Annotated in this window: 14 protein-coding genes; 7 read left to right on the top strand and 7 right to left on the bottom strand. The window is 51.0% G+C overall.

What is annotated here, in order from left to right; genetic code table 11:
* Nucleotides 1-24: 24 nt before the first annotated feature.
* The 5 genes from OXG87_22570 to OXG87_22550 all read left to right on the top strand — a co-directional run bounded on the left by OXG87_22570 (nt 25) and on the right by OXG87_22550 (nt 6,358).
* Entirely contained in the window at nt 25-591 is a 567-nt protein-coding gene (locus tag OXG87_22570; protein MCY3872339.1) for a peroxiredoxin family protein, read from the top strand.
* Nucleotides 592-734: 143 nt separating this feature from the next.
* Nucleotides 735-1,910, top strand: a complete 1,176-nt coding sequence (locus OXG87_22565; protein MCY3872338.1) for an oxygenase MpaB family protein — start codon at nt 735-737, stop codon at nt 1,908-1,910.
* Between the two features lie 100 nt (nt 1,911-2,010).
* Nucleotides 2,011-4,293: an MMPL family transporter gene (locus tag OXG87_22560; GenBank protein ID MCY3872337.1), complete on the top strand. Its 2,283-nt coding sequence runs from the start codon at nt 2,011-2,013 to the stop codon at nt 4,291-4,293.
* Nucleotides 4,294-4,397: 104 nt separating this feature from the next.
* Nucleotides 4,398-5,099 carry an outer membrane lipoprotein-sorting protein gene (locus tag OXG87_22555; GenBank protein MCY3872336.1) on the top strand — a complete coding sequence of 234 codons (702 nt, stop codon included), beginning with the start codon at nt 4,398-4,400 and terminating at the stop codon, nt 5,097-5,099.
* Nucleotides 5,099-6,358 (top strand): hypothetical protein, encoded by a 1,260-nt coding sequence (locus OXG87_22550; protein ID MCY3872335.1) that lies wholly within the window; start codon nt 5,099-5,101, stop codon nt 6,356-6,358. Before OXG87_22555 ends, OXG87_22550 begins: the two co-directional genes overlap by 1 nt.
* A gap of 81 nt (nt 6,359-6,439) precedes the next feature.
* Here the strand turns inward: OXG87_22550 and OXG87_22545 are convergent, their stop codons facing one another.
* From OXG87_22545 to OXG87_22530, 4 genes are all read right to left on the bottom strand, one after another.
* Nucleotides 6,440-7,759 (bottom strand): sulfatase, encoded by a 1,320-nt coding sequence (locus OXG87_22545; GenBank protein ID MCY3872334.1) that lies wholly within the window; start codon nt 7,757-7,759, stop codon nt 6,440-6,442.
* 76 nt (nt 7,760-7,835) lie between these two features.
* Nucleotides 7,836-9,653, bottom strand: a complete 1,818-nt coding sequence (locus tag OXG87_22540; GenBank protein MCY3872333.1) for a DUF3604 domain-containing protein — start codon at nt 9,651-9,653, stop codon at nt 7,836-7,838.
* 1 nt (nt 9,654) lies between these two features.
* The gene (locus OXG87_22535; protein MCY3872332.1) at nt 9,655-10,968 is read right to left on the bottom strand and encodes a sulfatase-like hydrolase/transferase; all 1,314 of its coding nucleotides are present in this window, start codon (nt 10,966-10,968) and stop codon (nt 9,655-9,657) included.
* A 442-nt stretch (nt 10,969-11,410) separates the two neighbouring features.
* A complete protein-coding gene (locus OXG87_22530; protein MCY3872331.1) occupies nt 11,411-12,151 on the bottom strand; it encodes a hypothetical protein in 741 nt (246 codons plus the stop codon).
* Nucleotides 12,152-12,163: 12 nt separating this feature from the next.
* Between OXG87_22530 and trmY the strand changes: the two genes are divergently transcribed.
* On the top strand, nt 12,164-12,760 hold the full coding sequence (trmY, locus tag OXG87_22525; protein MCY3872330.1) for a tRNA (pseudouridine(54)-N(1))-methyltransferase TrmY: 597 nt from the start codon (nt 12,164-12,166) through the stop codon (nt 12,758-12,760).
* Between the two features lie 6 nt (nt 12,761-12,766).
* Here the strand turns inward: trmY and OXG87_22520 are convergent, their stop codons facing one another.
* Both OXG87_22520 and OXG87_22515 read right to left on the bottom strand, forming a co-directional pair.
* Nucleotides 12,767-13,264, bottom strand: a complete 498-nt coding sequence (locus tag OXG87_22520; GenBank protein ID MCY3872329.1) for a hypothetical protein — start codon at nt 13,262-13,264, stop codon at nt 12,767-12,769.
* A gap of 11 nt (nt 13,265-13,275) precedes the next feature.
* The gene (locus OXG87_22515) at nt 13,276-14,355 is read right to left on the bottom strand and encodes a sugar phosphate nucleotidyltransferase (GenBank protein ID MCY3872328.1); all 1,080 of its coding nucleotides are present in this window, start codon (nt 14,353-14,355) and stop codon (nt 13,276-13,278) included.
* A gap of 149 nt (nt 14,356-14,504) precedes the next feature.
* On the opposite strand from OXG87_22515, the gene nadA reads away from it, so the two are divergent.
* On the top strand, nt 14,505-15,554 hold the full coding sequence (gene nadA, locus OXG87_22510) for a quinolinate synthase NadA (GenBank protein ID MCY3872327.1): 1,050 nt from the start codon (nt 14,505-14,507) through the stop codon (nt 15,552-15,554).
* A gap of 109 nt (nt 15,555-15,663) precedes the next feature.
* Here nadA and OXG87_22505 read toward each other — a convergent pair.
* Nucleotides 15,664-16,716: M20/M25/M40 family metallo-hydrolase (locus OXG87_22505; GenBank protein MCY3872326.1), on the bottom strand; the 1,053-nt coding region annotated here is incomplete at its 5' end.

The following is a 16,716-nucleotide window of genomic DNA, read 5'->3' as shown; positions in this document are numbered from 1 at the left end:
CCGCGTAAAAATAGGGTTCTCAGCATAGGCGATACTGCCCCCTTATTTACTCTCCCTTCGCATCAGCGGCAAGACGTATCGCTCGTATCGTATCGGGGTAAGGAGCATGTTCTTCTGACGTTTTTTCGGGGGACCTGGTGAAAAAGAAGCCGTCGTCAGTTGGCGATAGTGCAAGAACATATAGATGCTTATACCGAACGCAATGCGACATCTATCGCTGTCGCAGCAGGACAGCAACTCTGTGAACTGCACGAATACGCCGAACGGAGTGGTATCACCTATCCGCTTCTGGTGGACGAAGATCGAAGTGCCATCAAAAGCTATGGGGTCTATCACTGGTACAGCCTGGCGTTTGCTCACAATCTCATTTACAACATTTTGCGTCCGGCAGAATTTTTCATCGACAAACTCGGCTATTCGTTATATAACTGGCTCGGTCTGCCGGATCACTATCTCAGCAACAGTATTGCCCACCCCGCGACGTTTATCATCGATAAACGCGGCATTATTAGATATATGTATATTGGTTCGAATCAGTTTGATTTAGCCGAACAGGAAGAGATTTTCGAGCACTTGAAATTGCTACCATAATTCAGATTAAAAAATAAATAAAACTTGACAAAAAATTGGTGGTATTCAAATATTCTTTTAATTTTAAAGAGTTTCTTATTAACAAGTTAAGTATGTGGTTCGCTGTCTCACCTCGAGCATTTGGATCAAAATGAGGCGATAGAATGCAGATCCCTTCTTCATATCAACCCGGGTACGAAGAAGCCCTTCTGACCGATCCCGATCTCGCCAAAACGTACATTCAGCACACCCTTATCGGCGATCCCGATGCCGATGCCCTGATCAATGAATTAGCCGGTATTGACGAGAAGCAACAGAGCGAATTTATCAGGGCTGGAATGGATCTGGATGAGGAAAAACTGCGTGATGCGCCTCAGGCAGTACGGGCGTTTTTTGAGAAGATTGGGACGCCGCCCGCGTGGTTTGATCCCGAGTCAGTATATCCCGGATGCCGTGGCTTCCAAGCCTATTCAGATCTGTTTCTTACCTCGTTTGTCGTGGATATTATTGTACAGGGTTTCACGACGCTAATCAGCCAATCGTTTTTCACCACAGGAAGGCTGACCGATCAGGGGGTGCGGCGGCTAAAGCAAAATATACTTCACCTCTTAGAGATTATGTTGCCGGGTGGCCTGGAGCGATATGGTGAGGGCTGGAAACTATCTGTCCGTCTGCGGCTGGTGCATGCACAGGTCAGGCGGCACCTTCTCGCTTCTGAGGAGTGGGACTATGAAGCCCACGGCATGCCGATCAGTACTGCCCACATCGCGCTCGCGTCCTGTAATTTCTCCGGGATGCTGTTGCGGTCAGCCACGCGAATTGGCGCACGTCTAAACGATGAAGAACGCGACAGTTTTATGCAGATATGGCGCTATACCGCTCATCTGATGGGTGTGCCCGAGGCACTCTTGTTCAGCAATGAGACCGAAGCCTGTGAAATATACCGCGTGGGTTACATCTGCGAGCCGCCTCCCGGTCTGGAAGCTATTGCTATGGCAAACTCTGTGATTGCCTCGGCTCCTTACGTGATCGGTATTAAAGACGAGAAAGAGCGAGATAATCTATCTGGTTTTGGGTACCGCCTTTCCCGAGCGTTGATTGGAGACGAACTCGCCGATCAACTCATGTTCCTCAAAAGTCGGACATCTGGGCCCGGGACACTGGTATATTTGCGGCTGAGGCGCAGAATCCAGGATATCCTCGATGTCCTGCTATGGTGGAGACCGGGTCATCGTACCCAAAGCTTCATGGCCTTGCTCGACGTATCTACGCTCGAAGAGCATAAAATCAGTTACCGATTACCCGACAAGCTACACGCAGACGAGGCGAAGCCGTGGTGAGGTATGACGGTCTTTATCCACCAATAGATAATGAGGAAATCATTCGCCTCGGTGAACTCGTCACCGCACTTAATCCGAAATGGTCGAAGGAGTGTTTCTTTTGCGATTAGAACGCTATACCGCTGTCATTTTGCGCTATCGATGGTTGGTCGTTGCGCTCGCAACGCTGGTCATGCTGGCATTGACGGCAGGTGTTCGCTTCATTAATGTCACAAACGATTATCGCATTCTGTTTGGTGAAGACAATCCGCAACTCCTCGCTTTCGACGCTCTGGAGAACACGTATTCGGCCTCCAATACGGCACTGATTGCCATTGCGCCCCAAGATGGCTCGGTGTTTACCCGCGAGGCGCTTGGCGCGGTTCAGGAATTGACCGAAGCCGCGTGGCGTGCGCCATATTCCAGCCGCGTCAATTCCCTTACCAATTATACCCATAGCGAAGCACTCGATGACGATCTGGTTGTCGCTCCGCTCGTTGACGATGCATCTTCTCTGAGCGATGCCGATGTGGTGCGTATTGAGAAGATCGCGCTGAACGCAATCGAAATTGCCGGGCGTCTGGTGTCTCATGATGGGCGCACGGCCGGGGTAGCTATTAATTTTATTCTGCCCGAAGATCATGACCAGGCAGTAATCGAAATTACCGATTATCTCGATTCGATCCTCAATCAAGCCCGTACGAGCCATCCGGATATCGATTATTACCTGACCGGCGATGTCGTCATGCATCGGACTTTCGCCGATGTCACGAAGAACGACATGGAGACTCTGACACCTGTTGTATTTCTCATCATTGTAGGTGCCACAATTATTCTCCTGCGTTCGATTCTCAGTACTTTATCCATTGTCGCCATGCTCGTGTTTGTCATCAGTACGACTATGGGATTCGCCGGCTGGAATGGCGTGGTGTTCAGCCCTACCAATGCCGGCGTGCCGATTATTGTTATGGTGATCGCCATTGCGGATTCAATCCACGTTGTCACGAGTGTTTTGCTGGGTATGAGACGCGGCCTGGACAGAAATGCGGCAATTGTCGAATCACTCCGCATCAATGCCTATCCGGTATTTATCACTTCGGTCACGACGGCGATTGGATTCCTCAGTCTGAATGCCTCAGATTCACCACCTTTTCACGTTCTGGGCAATTACGTGGCATTTGGCGTCTTGTGCGCGCTTGTGTACACTATGACGCTATTGCCGGCATTGCTTTCGATTTTGCCCTTGCGCGCATCTCTTGTGCAGTCTCAGGGGACGGCCTTTTTCGACCGTTTTGCCGACTTTGTCATCGCCCGTCGCAAATTTCTGCTGTGGTTCGTCACTGCGGTTGTCGTGGTCCTGATAATCGGCGTTCCCCGCAATGAGCTGAGCGATAATATGGCGCAGTATTTTGACGATCGCTACGAGTTCCGGCGCAATACGGATTATATTATTGATAATCTGACTGGTCTGGATAAGCTGGAATATTCGCTGAGTGCAGGGCGCGAAGGTGGTATTACCGATCCGGAGTATCTGCGCCAGGTCGATGCTTTTGCCGAGTGGTACCGGGCACAACCCGAAGTGACCCATGTCCAGGCTTTTTCGGACATTATGAAACGTCTCAATAAAAATATGCACGGCGACGACCCTGCCTTTTATCGCTTGCCCGAAGACCCGGATCTCGCGGCGCAGTACCTGTTGCTTTACGAGTTTTCTCTTCCGTTTGGCAGCGATCTCAATGACCGCATAGATGTCGCAAAATCCGCTACGCGCCTGAGTGTCGTGACCAGGAATGCGTGGTCTCGAGATTTGCGTGAACTCGATAAGCGCGCGCAAGTCTGGCTTCAGACCAATGCGCCTGCTTTTGCATACGAAGCATCGGGTCTGAGCATTGTTTTTGCCCACCTGTCCCTGCGAAATATCAATAGTATGTTGCGCGGTACAATCACTGCTATGGTACTCATTTCCTTCATCCTGATCTGGATTTTCAAAAGTGTTCGGGTCGGTCTCCTCAGCTTGTTGCCCAATTTTATCCCCGCGATTATGAGCTTTGGCCTGTGGGGCTATCTCGTCGGCCATGTTGGGATTGCCTCTTCGGTGGTGATCGCCGTTGTTTTTGGAATTGTTGTGGATGATACGATTCATTTTCTGAGCAAATATCTGAAGGCCCGGCGCGATGGCCTTCCCGCACCCGAGGCCGTGCGCTATACCTTTAACACGGTGGGCCATGCGTTATGGACGACGACCGCAGTGTTGTCAGTGGGCTTTCTGGTGTTCGCCACATCGGGATTTGAGGTGAGTTGGGCACTCGGCCTTTTGGTCACGATTACGATTGTCTTCGCGCTTGTTGCTGACTTTTTGCTTTTGCCAACTCTGCTGATTGCTATTGACCGGAGAAATTCATGATGCCAATACGACCAATACACCTGTTTTTCGCGCTTTGTCCAATCCTTTTGATTTGTCTCAGTGTATCAACTCCCGCTCGTTCTGATACTGCAGAGGAAACCGGGTTGAAAATCGCTCAGGATTCCCAGGATCGCGAGAAGGGTTTTGGTAATTTTACGGCTCAGCAAACCATGGTGTTGCGCAACAAACACGGGCAAGAGAGCCAGCGCCAACTCCGGGTAAAGGTTCTCGAAGTCTCCGAAGATGGCGACAAAAGTCTGTTTGTGTTTGATGAGCCGCGCGATGTCAAGGGAACGGCGTTGCTTATTCACGCTCATCGGGAAAGCGCGGACGACCAATGGCTTTATTTGCCCGCTCTGAAACGCGTCAAACGCATTAGTTCGTCCAACCAGTCCGGCTCTTTTATGGGGAGTGAATTTGCTTATGAGGACCTGACCCCTCAGGCTGTGGAGAAATTTACCTATCGTTACCTGCGCGACGAGGCATATGGCGATTTGACCTGCACGGTCTCAGAACGCTTTCCCGTGGATAAGAAATCGGGCTATAGCCGCCAGGTAGTCTGGAGGGATAAGGACGAGCTTCGCGTCTGGAAAGTGGAGTATTACGATCGCAAGAATTCACATCTGAAGACGCTTACTCTGGAGAATTACGCGCAGTATCTGGAACGTTACTGGCGCGCTGGGGAGATGACGATGGTCAATCATTTAACCGGGAAAAGTACCGTCCTGACGTGGACGGATTTTGAGTTTCAAACAGATCTGGATGATCGCGATTTCACGCAAACCGGGCTAAGACGGGTGCGTTGATGCTACGCCGTACCTCTTTTTATCTCGGTGCCGTCTGGACTTTGGCTTTGGTCTTTGCTGCTGGCGCACATGCCGAAATTGGGATTGACCGCGATTTTTCCGGGCGCGTGAATGTCGAAAGCCGATGGTTTCCCCGGGCCGGTGCTTTTTCCGGTCAGGGGGCACATGCCATCGGTTTTGTTGTAGTACCCAACCTCTATCTCTCAGACGCTGAGGGCAGGAGTTTCACGCTATCGCCATTCTTTCGCTATGATAATGCAGATCCACGCCGCACCCATGCCGATTTGCGCGAAGCCTATTTTCTGGTATTCGGGGAAATAGGCGATGGCGAATGGGAGTTGCGCGTGGGGATTGATCAGGTTTTCTGGGGCGTTACTGAATCGCAACATCTGGTGGATATTGTCAATCAGATCGATCTGGTGGAACATCCAAACGGAGAGACGAAGCTGGGGCAGCCGATGGTCAATATTACCTGGTCCAGCGATTGGGGAGTTGTGGAGTTTTTTGTTTTGCCGTATCACCGGGTGCGCACGTTTCCAGGCGAATCCGGCCGTCTGCGCCTTCCACTTGTTGTAAATGATGAGCAGGTTGAGTATGAGAGCGAGGGGGAGGAGTGGCATCTGGATTTCGCCGCACGGTACAGTCAGAGTTTTGACGCTTTCGATGTTGGTCTGAGTGTGTTTAACGGCACCAGCCGAGAGCCTTTTTTGATGCCGGGTGCAAATAGTAGTGGGGCGCCGGTATTGGTTCAGTTCTACGATCAGATCCGGCAGTTTGGGCTGGATGCGCAACTGACTGTCGGCTCATGGTTGTTTAAAGTAGAAGCGATTCAGCGCGCGGGTGCCCGAAATCTGCTGGGCATGGAAGAGGATTATGTGGCTTCCGTTTTTGGGGGAGAATACACCTTTTATTCCATATTTGGTTCGGCTGTTGATGTCAGCTTGCTCGGCGAATGGAATTACGATGGACGGGGGCGCAATGCGACGCCGAGTCGCTCGCCCAATACGCTCGAAAACGACTTCTTTTTTGCCACGCGCCTCGCGTTCAACGATGTTCAGAGTACTGAAATTGTCGCGAGTTTTTTGGGGGATGCGGAGCGTTCCACACGCGCACTATCTGCGGAATTGGACCGGCGCATCTCTGATCAGTTGTCTCTGAATATAGAGGCGATTCATCTTCTCTCTATTGACAAAGCAGATATCCACTACGATACGCGACGCGATAGTTTTATTGATGTGAGTCTGATGTACAATTTTTAGTTGTTGCACAATCTGTAATAAAAAAACAAATCCCCGCCCGGAATGGCCAGGCGGGGTTTGTTTGGTTGTATGAAGGGGCGATTACCTCGCGACAGGTTCCATACCCGGTTCGCCCGCGTGGTAAGACGCCAGGCACCAGGGGTCTCGGGTTTCTTTGCGGAAGGTGCGAACTTTTTGTCGCATGGCTTCGGCGATGTCCTGAACTGCGGGATCGTCGATGATGTTGGTGGATTCCATAGGATCGTTTTCAATGTCGAAGAGGGCTTCGGCATCCTGGTGCAGAAATTTTTCCGTGCGGCGTTTGCCCATTTCCAGATTTTCTCTGCGAATGGCCTGCCAGGTGGGCGATGCCCACAGGTCACTGGGCAAAGGGGTGGTGAGTTCGGGGTAGAGATTGCGCACGTATTTGTATTTGCGTCCGCGCAGAACCCGGTAGGGGTAATAGTTGGTGACTTCGTGAAAGGTGTGGGAGAAGAAGGTTTCGTCAAATCCCTCGGGGTGTGTTTCGTCGAGAATGGGGACGAGGGATTTTTCGGGCAAACCTTCAGGGGATTCAACGCCGCACCATTCATAGATGGTCGGGGCGATGTTGTTCCAGTTGACGAGGGCGTCGCTGACAACGGCTTCGGCATCTGGACGCGCAATGATGAGCGGGCAGTGATGGCCCGTGTCAAAAGAAGAGCCTTTGCCGCCGGGAAAGGGCATGCCGTGGTCGCTCATGATAATGATCAGGGTGTCGTCGGCTCGGCCAGCGTCTTGAAGTGCCTGCACGGCCATGCCAATGCCAGTGTCGAAGCGAGAGACGGATTGGTAGTATTCGGCAAATTCTCGTCGGACATCTGGATGGTCGGGCAAAAAGTCGGGAACGATGACTTCGTCGGGTGCATACGTGACTTCGGGGACGCCGGGATAGGTTTGTTTGTTGCCAAAGTCCCGGTGGGGATCGGAATAACCGACGTGTAGATAGAATGGCTGATCGCTGTCAATGGTTTCAAAGAATTTTGAGATGTTATCAGCGATAGAGCGCACATTGCGCCCACCACCGGCTTCGTAATTCCAGGGATAGACAGATTCGGGTTGTACGTGGAGTTTGCCGACAACGCCGGTTGTGAATCCGGCGGATTGCAGTGTTTTGGGAATTGACGGCATGTTGAGTTGCGTGTGGAAGTTGTGGATGCTGTGCGAGTGGCCGTATTGTCCGTGCGTGTGGCTGTAGTGCCCGGTGAGCAGGTTGGCGCGGCTGGCTGCACAGGATGGGGTGGTACAAAAGGCGTGTTTAAATAAGGTGCCTCGTGCGGCAAGTGCATCTACGCTGGGCATTTTGATGACGTCATTGCCATAACATCCGGCAATGGGGCTCCAATCGTCGGCAATGAGTAAGAGGACGTTGCGGTAGGACATAATATCTCCTTGTTGTGATTGCACCCTTTGGACGCTTCAATGTGGGTGGTTATGTGGTTTTCCATTCGGTTTAATATCATACTTTGTCTAACCAGATCGGGCTGGTCCACGCCCGGTGGCCATCGTGCTGGTAGATGCGAAGGTAGCAGTAGTGAACACCTGAGGGTGAAAAGGTCAGGTGGACGGTATCTCCCAGGATAATGTGCTGTTTTTTGGGTGTAAAGGTTTGGGATATGTCCCCATTGACCATCAATTCGATGCGGTCTATGTCTGCTGTGCCCAGAACTTCGGCGGTAAATTCGTAGCGATGTGCCCTGACAGTGCTGCCCATGGGATGGGAATTGATTTGAAAATCGATATAGATCCGGGTGCCAGTGGTGGCGTAGCACCGGCGCTTTGAGAAAGCATCGAAGATGGTGGGGCGGTCAAGCCGTTCCGCCCACAGGCCGGTAAGTCCCGCGGGTTTGCCAGGTCCCGGTTCCGGATAAGGGTTTGCCGGACGGGAGTCGTGGGTGTCGCTGCCGCTGACAATACCGAGTTTGAGACCCTGAAACTGGATGGCCCGGTTGATTTTGGCTTCTTCAAGGTCCACGTTGACATTCTGCTTCTGGTAGATTTCTGCGAGGCATTCCCGTTCGTAAAAGGCGGTGTGGAAGTGCCCTTGAGTGAATCCGCCCCGGGCATGGACGGCGTCATAGAGTTCTCGGTAATCCTTGCAGAAGACGGTTTCCGGATGGTAGCGCGCCTGGAGTTTGGGGTCGTGGGCTTCGGGTCGATCTTCGCAGAAGATGGGAGACAGACCGTCCAGGTCGGGAAAGAATCCGAGACGATGACTGCCGTCGGGCGGTGTGGCGAATTCAATGGAGGGGAGAGCAATAAATTCTCCGGGCAGTGTGAAGGAACGCCAGGCATCTATAAGCTGTTCCCAGACTTCGGCGATGCAGGCACTATACGAAAAAAGCTGTCCGCCCGAGAAGTTCAGATGGGCGATGTCTCTGGCCCAGACAAAATAGTCTGTCAGAGGACGCTGGTTGAACAGCATGCCGTGGATATCACCCCAGTACAGGGTTAAATCAGAGGGTGTAGTAGTGACCCGCGTGGGATTGCTCTGAGCGTTCAGCTTTCCACACATGGCAGAGATCTGGTCCCAGGGGGCCTTCGCAGAGAGGTGCGTACGCGTGGTGTGGGAATTGTCCAGAAATACGCTGATGCTTTCCGCTGCAGTAGCAAGGGTGAGTTCGTCTTTGGAAAAGACGGGATTGCCGTATGTGTCGATGGGGGTGACCTGCGCTGCGATACGCCCTGTGGTCAGCGCGTGCGCTGTCACCCGGAGCGTTTCCACAGATCCGGGCGCAATGGTGAGGGGATTGCTCTTGAGAATGGAGAGGTCTGTATCTCTGGGCAAAAAAAAGTGATACTTACCTCCTGGATGATGAAAAGAAAGGACACCATCCAGATCTTCGACAAGCCAGAAGTGAAAGGCGTCAATGGCGTTCTGTGGGAGCAGAAACCCGTCCGGATGGGTGCGAAGCGCAATGGTGACGCGTTCTCCGGGTGCAACCCGACCTTTTTCGCACCTGATGTGAACGGCGTGGAGAAACTCGGGCGTCAACGGGTGCGTGTCAAAGGTGCGCACAACGCCGCCTCCCACAAGAGGGACGCCCTCCCAGTCCGTGTCTGGTGGGCCTGTGATCTCGATGCCGTCGTGGGGTTGAAATGCCTGATCCCTGTTGAGGTACTGGCGGATGTCGTAGAAGATCCACAGGTTTCCACCGGCCCGAAATCCGCCGTCCGGTGCCCGGTAGTGGAGCCGGAGATCCACGGGACAGCAGACCTGAAGCCTGCCAGCTGCGGTTGCCCAAAATCGGCTGTCGGGCATGTGAATGTCTCGCATCTTACCTTTTTGAACTGTTGTCGCGTTTTCGTTCATCGGCTATTTGTTCGAGCATGCGATGCACGCGGTCGGTTTGTTTAGAGGTAATATTTGTTGTTTCATAGGGGTCGGTACCGATGTGAAAGAGTTCGGTTTCTTCAGGTGTCTGGCCTTCTTCGTAGATCAATTTCCAATTGCCCGTTCGCATGCCAAAGGACGATCCCCTGAAGTTCCAGAAGATAGACCGTTCTTCGGGTACGGTGATATCCCCTGTGAGCAGAGACCAGATGTTCTGGCCATCCCATTGGGGATCGCTACTGGGCGTGTAATTGATGAGATTGGTCAGGGTTGGCATCCAGTCGGTTATGTGCAGGGGGTGAAAGCATTTGCCGGGTTGGAGATGAAAAGGCCAGTTGATCAGAGATGGGGTGCGTATGCCGCCTTCGTAGAGTTGAGATTTTTGACCTCGTAGGGGCAGGTTGCAGCCCAGGCGCGGCATGTCTTCGTGGCGGCCCGGGTATTTGTCGGTATCGTGAAGGGGACCGGCAGGGATGGCGCCGTTGTCCGATGAGAAGATGATGATGGTGTTTTCGCGCTGGCACAGGCGGGCAAGGGTTTCGACGAGTTGGCCGATGGCGTGGTCCATCTGGCTGGCGTAGGCGGCGTAGGTTTTGTATGAGCGGTTTTTGTTGTCGTCGGGATCGTAGCGCCGGTCTGAATAGCGATCTATCCAGTGTTGCGGTGCTTTGATGGGGGTGTGTACTGCGGTGAAAGGGACATAGCAAAACCAGGGGCCTGTTTGCGCTTCGATCCACTGGACAGCTTCCCGAGCGATGAGGTCGGTGACGTGGCCGCGCTCTTCAATGAGTTCGCCATTGCGGTGCCAGGTGACGCTGTAAGGGCCTGATTTGTAGCGGTGGTTATACGGGTCAACACCGCCGGCCAGGCTCCCATAAGCTGTATTGAAACCAAATTGGTTGGGGCCGTATTCGGGGGAGGATCCCAAATGCCATTTTCCAAAGAGGCCGGTTTCGTAGCCCGCATTGCGGAAGGATGAGGCCAGTGTTTCGTAGCCATCTGGCAGTACTGGGGCGTTGGATGGAACGGTGGCGTGGCGTCCAAAGCGACCGGGATGACGACCCGTCAACAGACATGTGCGGGTGGGGGTACACATGGGACAGACGTAGTGCTGGTCGAGTTCGATGCCCGAGGCTGCGAGGCGGTCGATGTTGGGCGTGCGAATGTGTGAGCCGTGATAGCTGACGTCACCCCAACCCATGTCGTCGGCGAGGATGAAGAGGATGTTGGGTTTTTCGATTTTTCCAGATTTTGTCATGTCAGATATCCTTTTAAATAAGCTATAAAATCCACTGTCTGATTTTACCGTTTTCCCTGTGTTTCGCATACCACAATAATAGGATTATGATTGCGACACCAGTGCCATCCCATACCACATCGGTCCAGACGCCAGTGCGACTGGGTACAAAGGATTGATGGTATTCGTCCAATATCGCATAGAGGATAGATATCAGGACGCTCCACAATACACAGGAGGTAAATCGGTTCTTTGTCCAGAGAGAACGAAAACACAAATAGGTCAGAATAGCGTATTCTGCTATGTGTGCGAATTTGCGCGCCGCATGGTGTATTCGTTCACTGAAAAAGAAAAATTTTTCTGTATTTTCGAACGATAGCAGGCCACTTGAACCAATAAAAATTAAGAGTAGCCAGACAAACAGGGCGATGCGCCAATACGTTGTTGTCATGATTTTTCCACCCTATTGTGCAGTTTTGAGAGCTTGTATCGCGTCGTCGGTGGCGTCGATGACATGGGCACCCGCGGGTACGATAAATTCAAACCATTTGTCTTTCAATTCTGGATTGATGGTCAAATTGTGAAAGGTCTGCGTGATGACCTCATTGTCTGTGTCATCAAAAAGGCCAACCCGGCGCAACAGGCCATCTTCGGGATTGATGAGCAATTGTGCTTTGACAGGGGGGTTAGGCAGTTGTGCATGTAAGAGATTGACTTTGATTTTGGCTTCAAAAACGCGGTGGGGACGATCTTCAAATATTTCGTCTGCGGTGTAGCGTATGCTCGTCCATTCCAGACCTCTAAAGGGACGCAGGGGATCGGCCTGGTCTGCATCGGCTTCGAGGTTGGTTGTGCGATAGACGCGCCCGAGGTTCACTTTGGAGACAATTTTTTCTTCGCGATCATAAGTCCACATCAATCCGCCATCAGACAACCGCTGTGAAATGATTACCTGATCTTGCACGGTGTCGAGACGCATCAGGTTGGGGCGCTTAAAGGTTGCACTGGCATTGAGTGTCAGTTCTTGATCCATAACGCGAATAATGGTCGTTTGTTCTGCCTTACAGGTGGCGATTTCTCTGGCATTTTTTTGAATTTCGACCATTATTTCATCGGTCTTACCATCTCCTGTTGACATTTTGTTTTCGTTTTCCGCGCTGACCTGAGTTGTGAGGATCAGCATTGCGACCACCCAGCGTTTCATAACTTGCTCCTTATGAGAAATTTTATTCTTCGCGCTCGCAAAGGTCCTACCACACCCGATTTTTCACTGGATGATCTGAGCCGGGTTGGACGATTGGAGATTGTGGCGCATTGTTTGGCCAACGCGCTTTTTTATTCTCAAAATATACGAACAAATACTGTTGTACATCTCGTCTTTGATGGGCCTTCGGACCCACCGAAATCCGTGCGTTTTGAAAGCGATCATCTGACCTATTTGGGTGGGTTTGATGAACGCACGCTGGCAGGGGCTGTACAAAAAGCGCTATCTGCTGGCAAGGGTTTGTCTCTGGGTGAAGAGCGGCAGGTTGATGGCGGTCTTTTTGTCGCGAAAAAGGGATTTGAACGCGTTGTACAAGATCGCACTGAATCGCTCTATGTACTCGAGCGTAGAGGTGTTGACATTCGCACGGTGACATTTCCCCAGGATGTAACTTTTGTTTTTTCAGACCATCTCACAATGCCCAAAAAAACGGCTAAGTATTTGCGCCGCCTCGGTGCTAAGCCGATTTGCGTGGGCCCCCGAATGTTGTTTGCCTCTCAGTGTATTGTGCTGCTACACAATGAATTGGATCGGCAGAGGGTTTTGTAAAATGGGTTACTGAAAGAGTTTGAATGTCGCGCCGATGTGTCCGGAAAATCCACTGATGACATCGTTTTGATCTTCGACAAATTTGATCCTGGCAAATAGTCCGAGTTTTTCACCTATCGGAAATTTGTATCCCAATTCTCCACCTATAAAACGTTCAGAAACGCCATCGGATAATACAATTCCAATACTCGGTCCAAAAAACAGTTTGTGGGTTTCAAAGTCGCGCATGCCAATCGCATAATTGAGACTCGTACCCAGAGTCTGCATCATCGGGCTGGCGAAACTTATGTCGTAAAACGGCGCAAATATGAATGGACCAGGCAGGTTGACATGGACAGAGGTGTGCAGGGCTATCCCACCAGCGGAATCAAAACGCGGACGAACACTGTCGTTCCACATAAAGCCCCCACCCAGGTTTACGCCGTCGATAAATGCCGCATTGGCAGTACCCATACCAGAAGACAATACACATAGCGCGAGACAAAAACTTTTTAGAATCTTCATAAAATCTCCTTTTAAAGATACCGTTCACTATCTGATCGCTCGGCCAATGCCGCGACCACATCTTTTACGCGCTGAGAGCTATTGCGGGGCAAAATAAGCAGGGCATCGTTCGTATCGACTACGATTAAGTTTTCGAGATCGACCAGCGCGATTACTTTGTCTTTACTGCCATAAACTGTTGTGTTTTTTGCATTGAGCGATAGCACATTCCCACGCAGTAAATTGCCATTTTCATCTACGGGCAACACATCTGTCAAAGCACCCCACGCGCCGATATCGCTCCATTCAATATCGGCTTCCAGGGTTGCAATATCCGACGCGCGTTCGATAATCGCATGATCAATGGCGATGTTTTTCATCTGCGGATAGACTTCGGTAGTGACATCTCCTTCTCGTCCCTCTTTGGCCGCAGTACCAATTTGTTCGAGCAGGGCATACATCTCGGGTTCAAATTTTGCAAAAAGATCCAGCATTGTTCTGGCTTTCCACACAAACATATTGCTATTCCACAGATATTGACCGCTCTCCAAATATGTTTTTGCGGCTTCAGCATCGGGTTTTTCTGTGAATGACTCTACGGCATAGATTGGCTCGTTGTCTATCTTTGCAATCACATCGCCCTTTTGTATATATCCAAAGCCGGTGTCTGCGCGCGTTGGTTTTACACCGAGCACAAACAGGGTTTCAGCGCGATCCTCCAGTGCGTCTTTTGCTACTTTGAGCAACCGACAAAATTCCTCTGGCTTGCCAATGTGGTGATCAGACCCCAAACTCGCAATTGTACATCCGGGAAAACGGGCTTCCAATAAGGCACACTCAAGCCCGACCGCAGGTCCTGTATTGCGGAGGGCTGGTTCTACAATCGCGTTTTCAGAAGATAATTCGGGCAATTGTTCTCGAACGCTATGCAATAGTTCAACGCCGGTAGATACATAAAGGTCATCTATTTCAGCCAGCGAATTAAGGCGATTTACCGCCTCCTGCAACATCGTGCGTTCACCGGTCAAAGCGTGAAATTGTTTGGGTTTGCTCTTGCGACTTAAGGGCCATAGCCGCGTACCAACACCACCCGCGCGAATTACAAATTTCATGTCTCGTATCCAGAGATCATAAAGTCAAAAGTAATATTCCTTGCAAGGGGGTACAACCGAAACCTTGCAGCAAAGGCCGTCTTTGTATATCTTTATCCAAATCCACACGCTTCATCGGGGGTGCTACCCCACAACAGGAGTTGATTGTTATGGCACTGACTGCCACTACTTTGGAAGAGACCTATCAACAGATGGCCGAGCGATTAGAGGGCATTGTGCCCGATATCGAACTGCGCTACAAAGCCGAGTTGGCTTACGAAATCAATAAGCTTAAAAAAGAGCGCGGAGCCATTATTCTCGGGCATAATTACATGGAGCCGGCACTTTATCACTCTGTGCCAGATGTCGTGGGCGATTCGCTCGAGTTATCGCGTAAAGCCGCAGAAACCGACGCTGATCCCATTGTTTTTTGCGGCGTGCGCTTTATGGCCGAGACCGCAAAAATTCTCAATCCCGACAAAACCGTGCTCTTGCCCGCGCGCGTTGCGGGATGTTCATTGGCCGCGAGCATTACCGCGGAAGATGTTCGCAATCTGCGCGAACAATATCCGGGCGTTCCCATTGTCACGTATATCAACACGTATGCCGATGTCAAAGCCGAATGCGATATTTGCTGTACATCGGGCAATGCCCATAAAGTCGTCGAATCGCTCGATTCGGATACCATTATCTTTTTGCCCGACGAATACTTAGCAGCCAATGTCGCACAGGAGACCGACAAGCGCATTATTTTTCCCACAATAACGGGTTTTTCCGATCCCAAACCCGGTCTTGAATACGAAATGATCGGCTGGCATGGCAGGTGTGAGGTGCACGAGCAATTTACCGTTCAAGATATTGAAAATGTGCGCATGCAATTTCCAGATGTCGTTGTTCTCTCCCACCCGGAATGCAGTCCTGAAGTGGTCGCTGCGTCCGATTTTTCGGGCAGTACCTCCCGCATGGTCGATTATGTGCGCGAAATGGATGCCGAGCGGTATTTGCTGCTTACAGAGTGTAGCATGGGCGACAATATCGCCGCGGAAAACCCGGATAAAGAAATGGTTGGCCTGTGCAGCATTCGCTGTCCACATATGAACGAAATTACACTTGAAGATACGCTCAACGCACTTGAATATAACGAGCAAATCATCGAAGTGCCCGAAGACATCCGCGTGCGTGCATTAAAAGCTGTGGAACGCATGCTGGAGATTGTATGATCATTTAAAAAAACGCAGTTACGCGATACCAAAGGCCCGGTAGATTCCGGGCCTTTTTGTATTTCGATATTGAGTATCAGACCTGTGTGTTTTTGGTCAATGTACAATCTCACTCACCATTGTAAACTTCTGTTTGGAACAGATTGTTTTGAAAATCGAGGTACTGATCTTTTGTCATCTCTGGTTTGTAATTTGCAAGCACGGCTTTTGCCTCTGAGGCGTGGTCGGACAATAAATCCACAGCCATCATAGACAGTGATTTTGCCGGTTCTACATATCCCATCTCTTTATCGGAAATATGCCACTCGACGCTGTGGCCTATTCCAGTAGCTCCCGACATATAGGGATGAATCGCGGGCATAATGCAGGATATATCGCCCATATCAGTTGAGCCGGTTCTGTGCCCGACTGTACAAAATTCATCTACTCCAAAACGCGTTCTGGCATTTTTCCCATAGAGTGCCTGTAAATCCGCATTGTTTTTTAATGGCATATATCCCGGTAGCGTTTCTATTTCTACTGTTGCGCCAAGTGCCATTGCGCCGGCTCGAAGTGCGCGATCTACTTTCATACTGGCATCGAGAATCGCTTCTGCTGTGCGTCCTCGAACATAAGTTTCCATACAAACTTCGTCGGGTATGACGTTGACTAAATCTCCGCCTTTGGTGATGATGGGATGCACCCGAACAGAATCGTGGTCCTGGAATGTTTCACGCTGTGCATTGATGGCATTCAGTGCAATTTGAGCGGCATTCAGTGCATTGATGCCCCGATGAGGTGCACCTCCCGCATGCGCGGCTTTGCCCACAAACCGAATCATCTTTGCTACAAATCCATTAGACGAGGCGGAAGCCGCGGTTTTGGTCAAAGATTCATCGCTATGTGTATGAATCATAATCGCCATATCGATATCGTCAAAATGCCCGTGTTTGATCAATTCGGGTTTGCCACCTAAAAAACTCAGTTTCCCAGATTTCACCAGATTCAAACGGTATTCAACCTCTACAAATTCCTCTGCGGGTACGGCGAAAAAGACGACTCTTCCCGCCAAATCATCAACTACGCGCGCATCCACCATGCCCATCATTGCCCCCATCAGTCCCGCGATTTGTGCATTGTGACCACAGGCATGTGCAGCACCCGTATCGGGATTGGCATTGGG

Source organism: Gemmatimonadota bacterium (genome assembly GCA_026706845.1).
Classification (GTDB): Bacteria; Latescibacterota; UBA2968; order UBA2968; family UBA2968; genus VXRD01.
The sequence above is the reverse complement of the archived record's forward strand: the minus strand, read 5'-3'. Positions and strand labels throughout refer to the sequence as shown.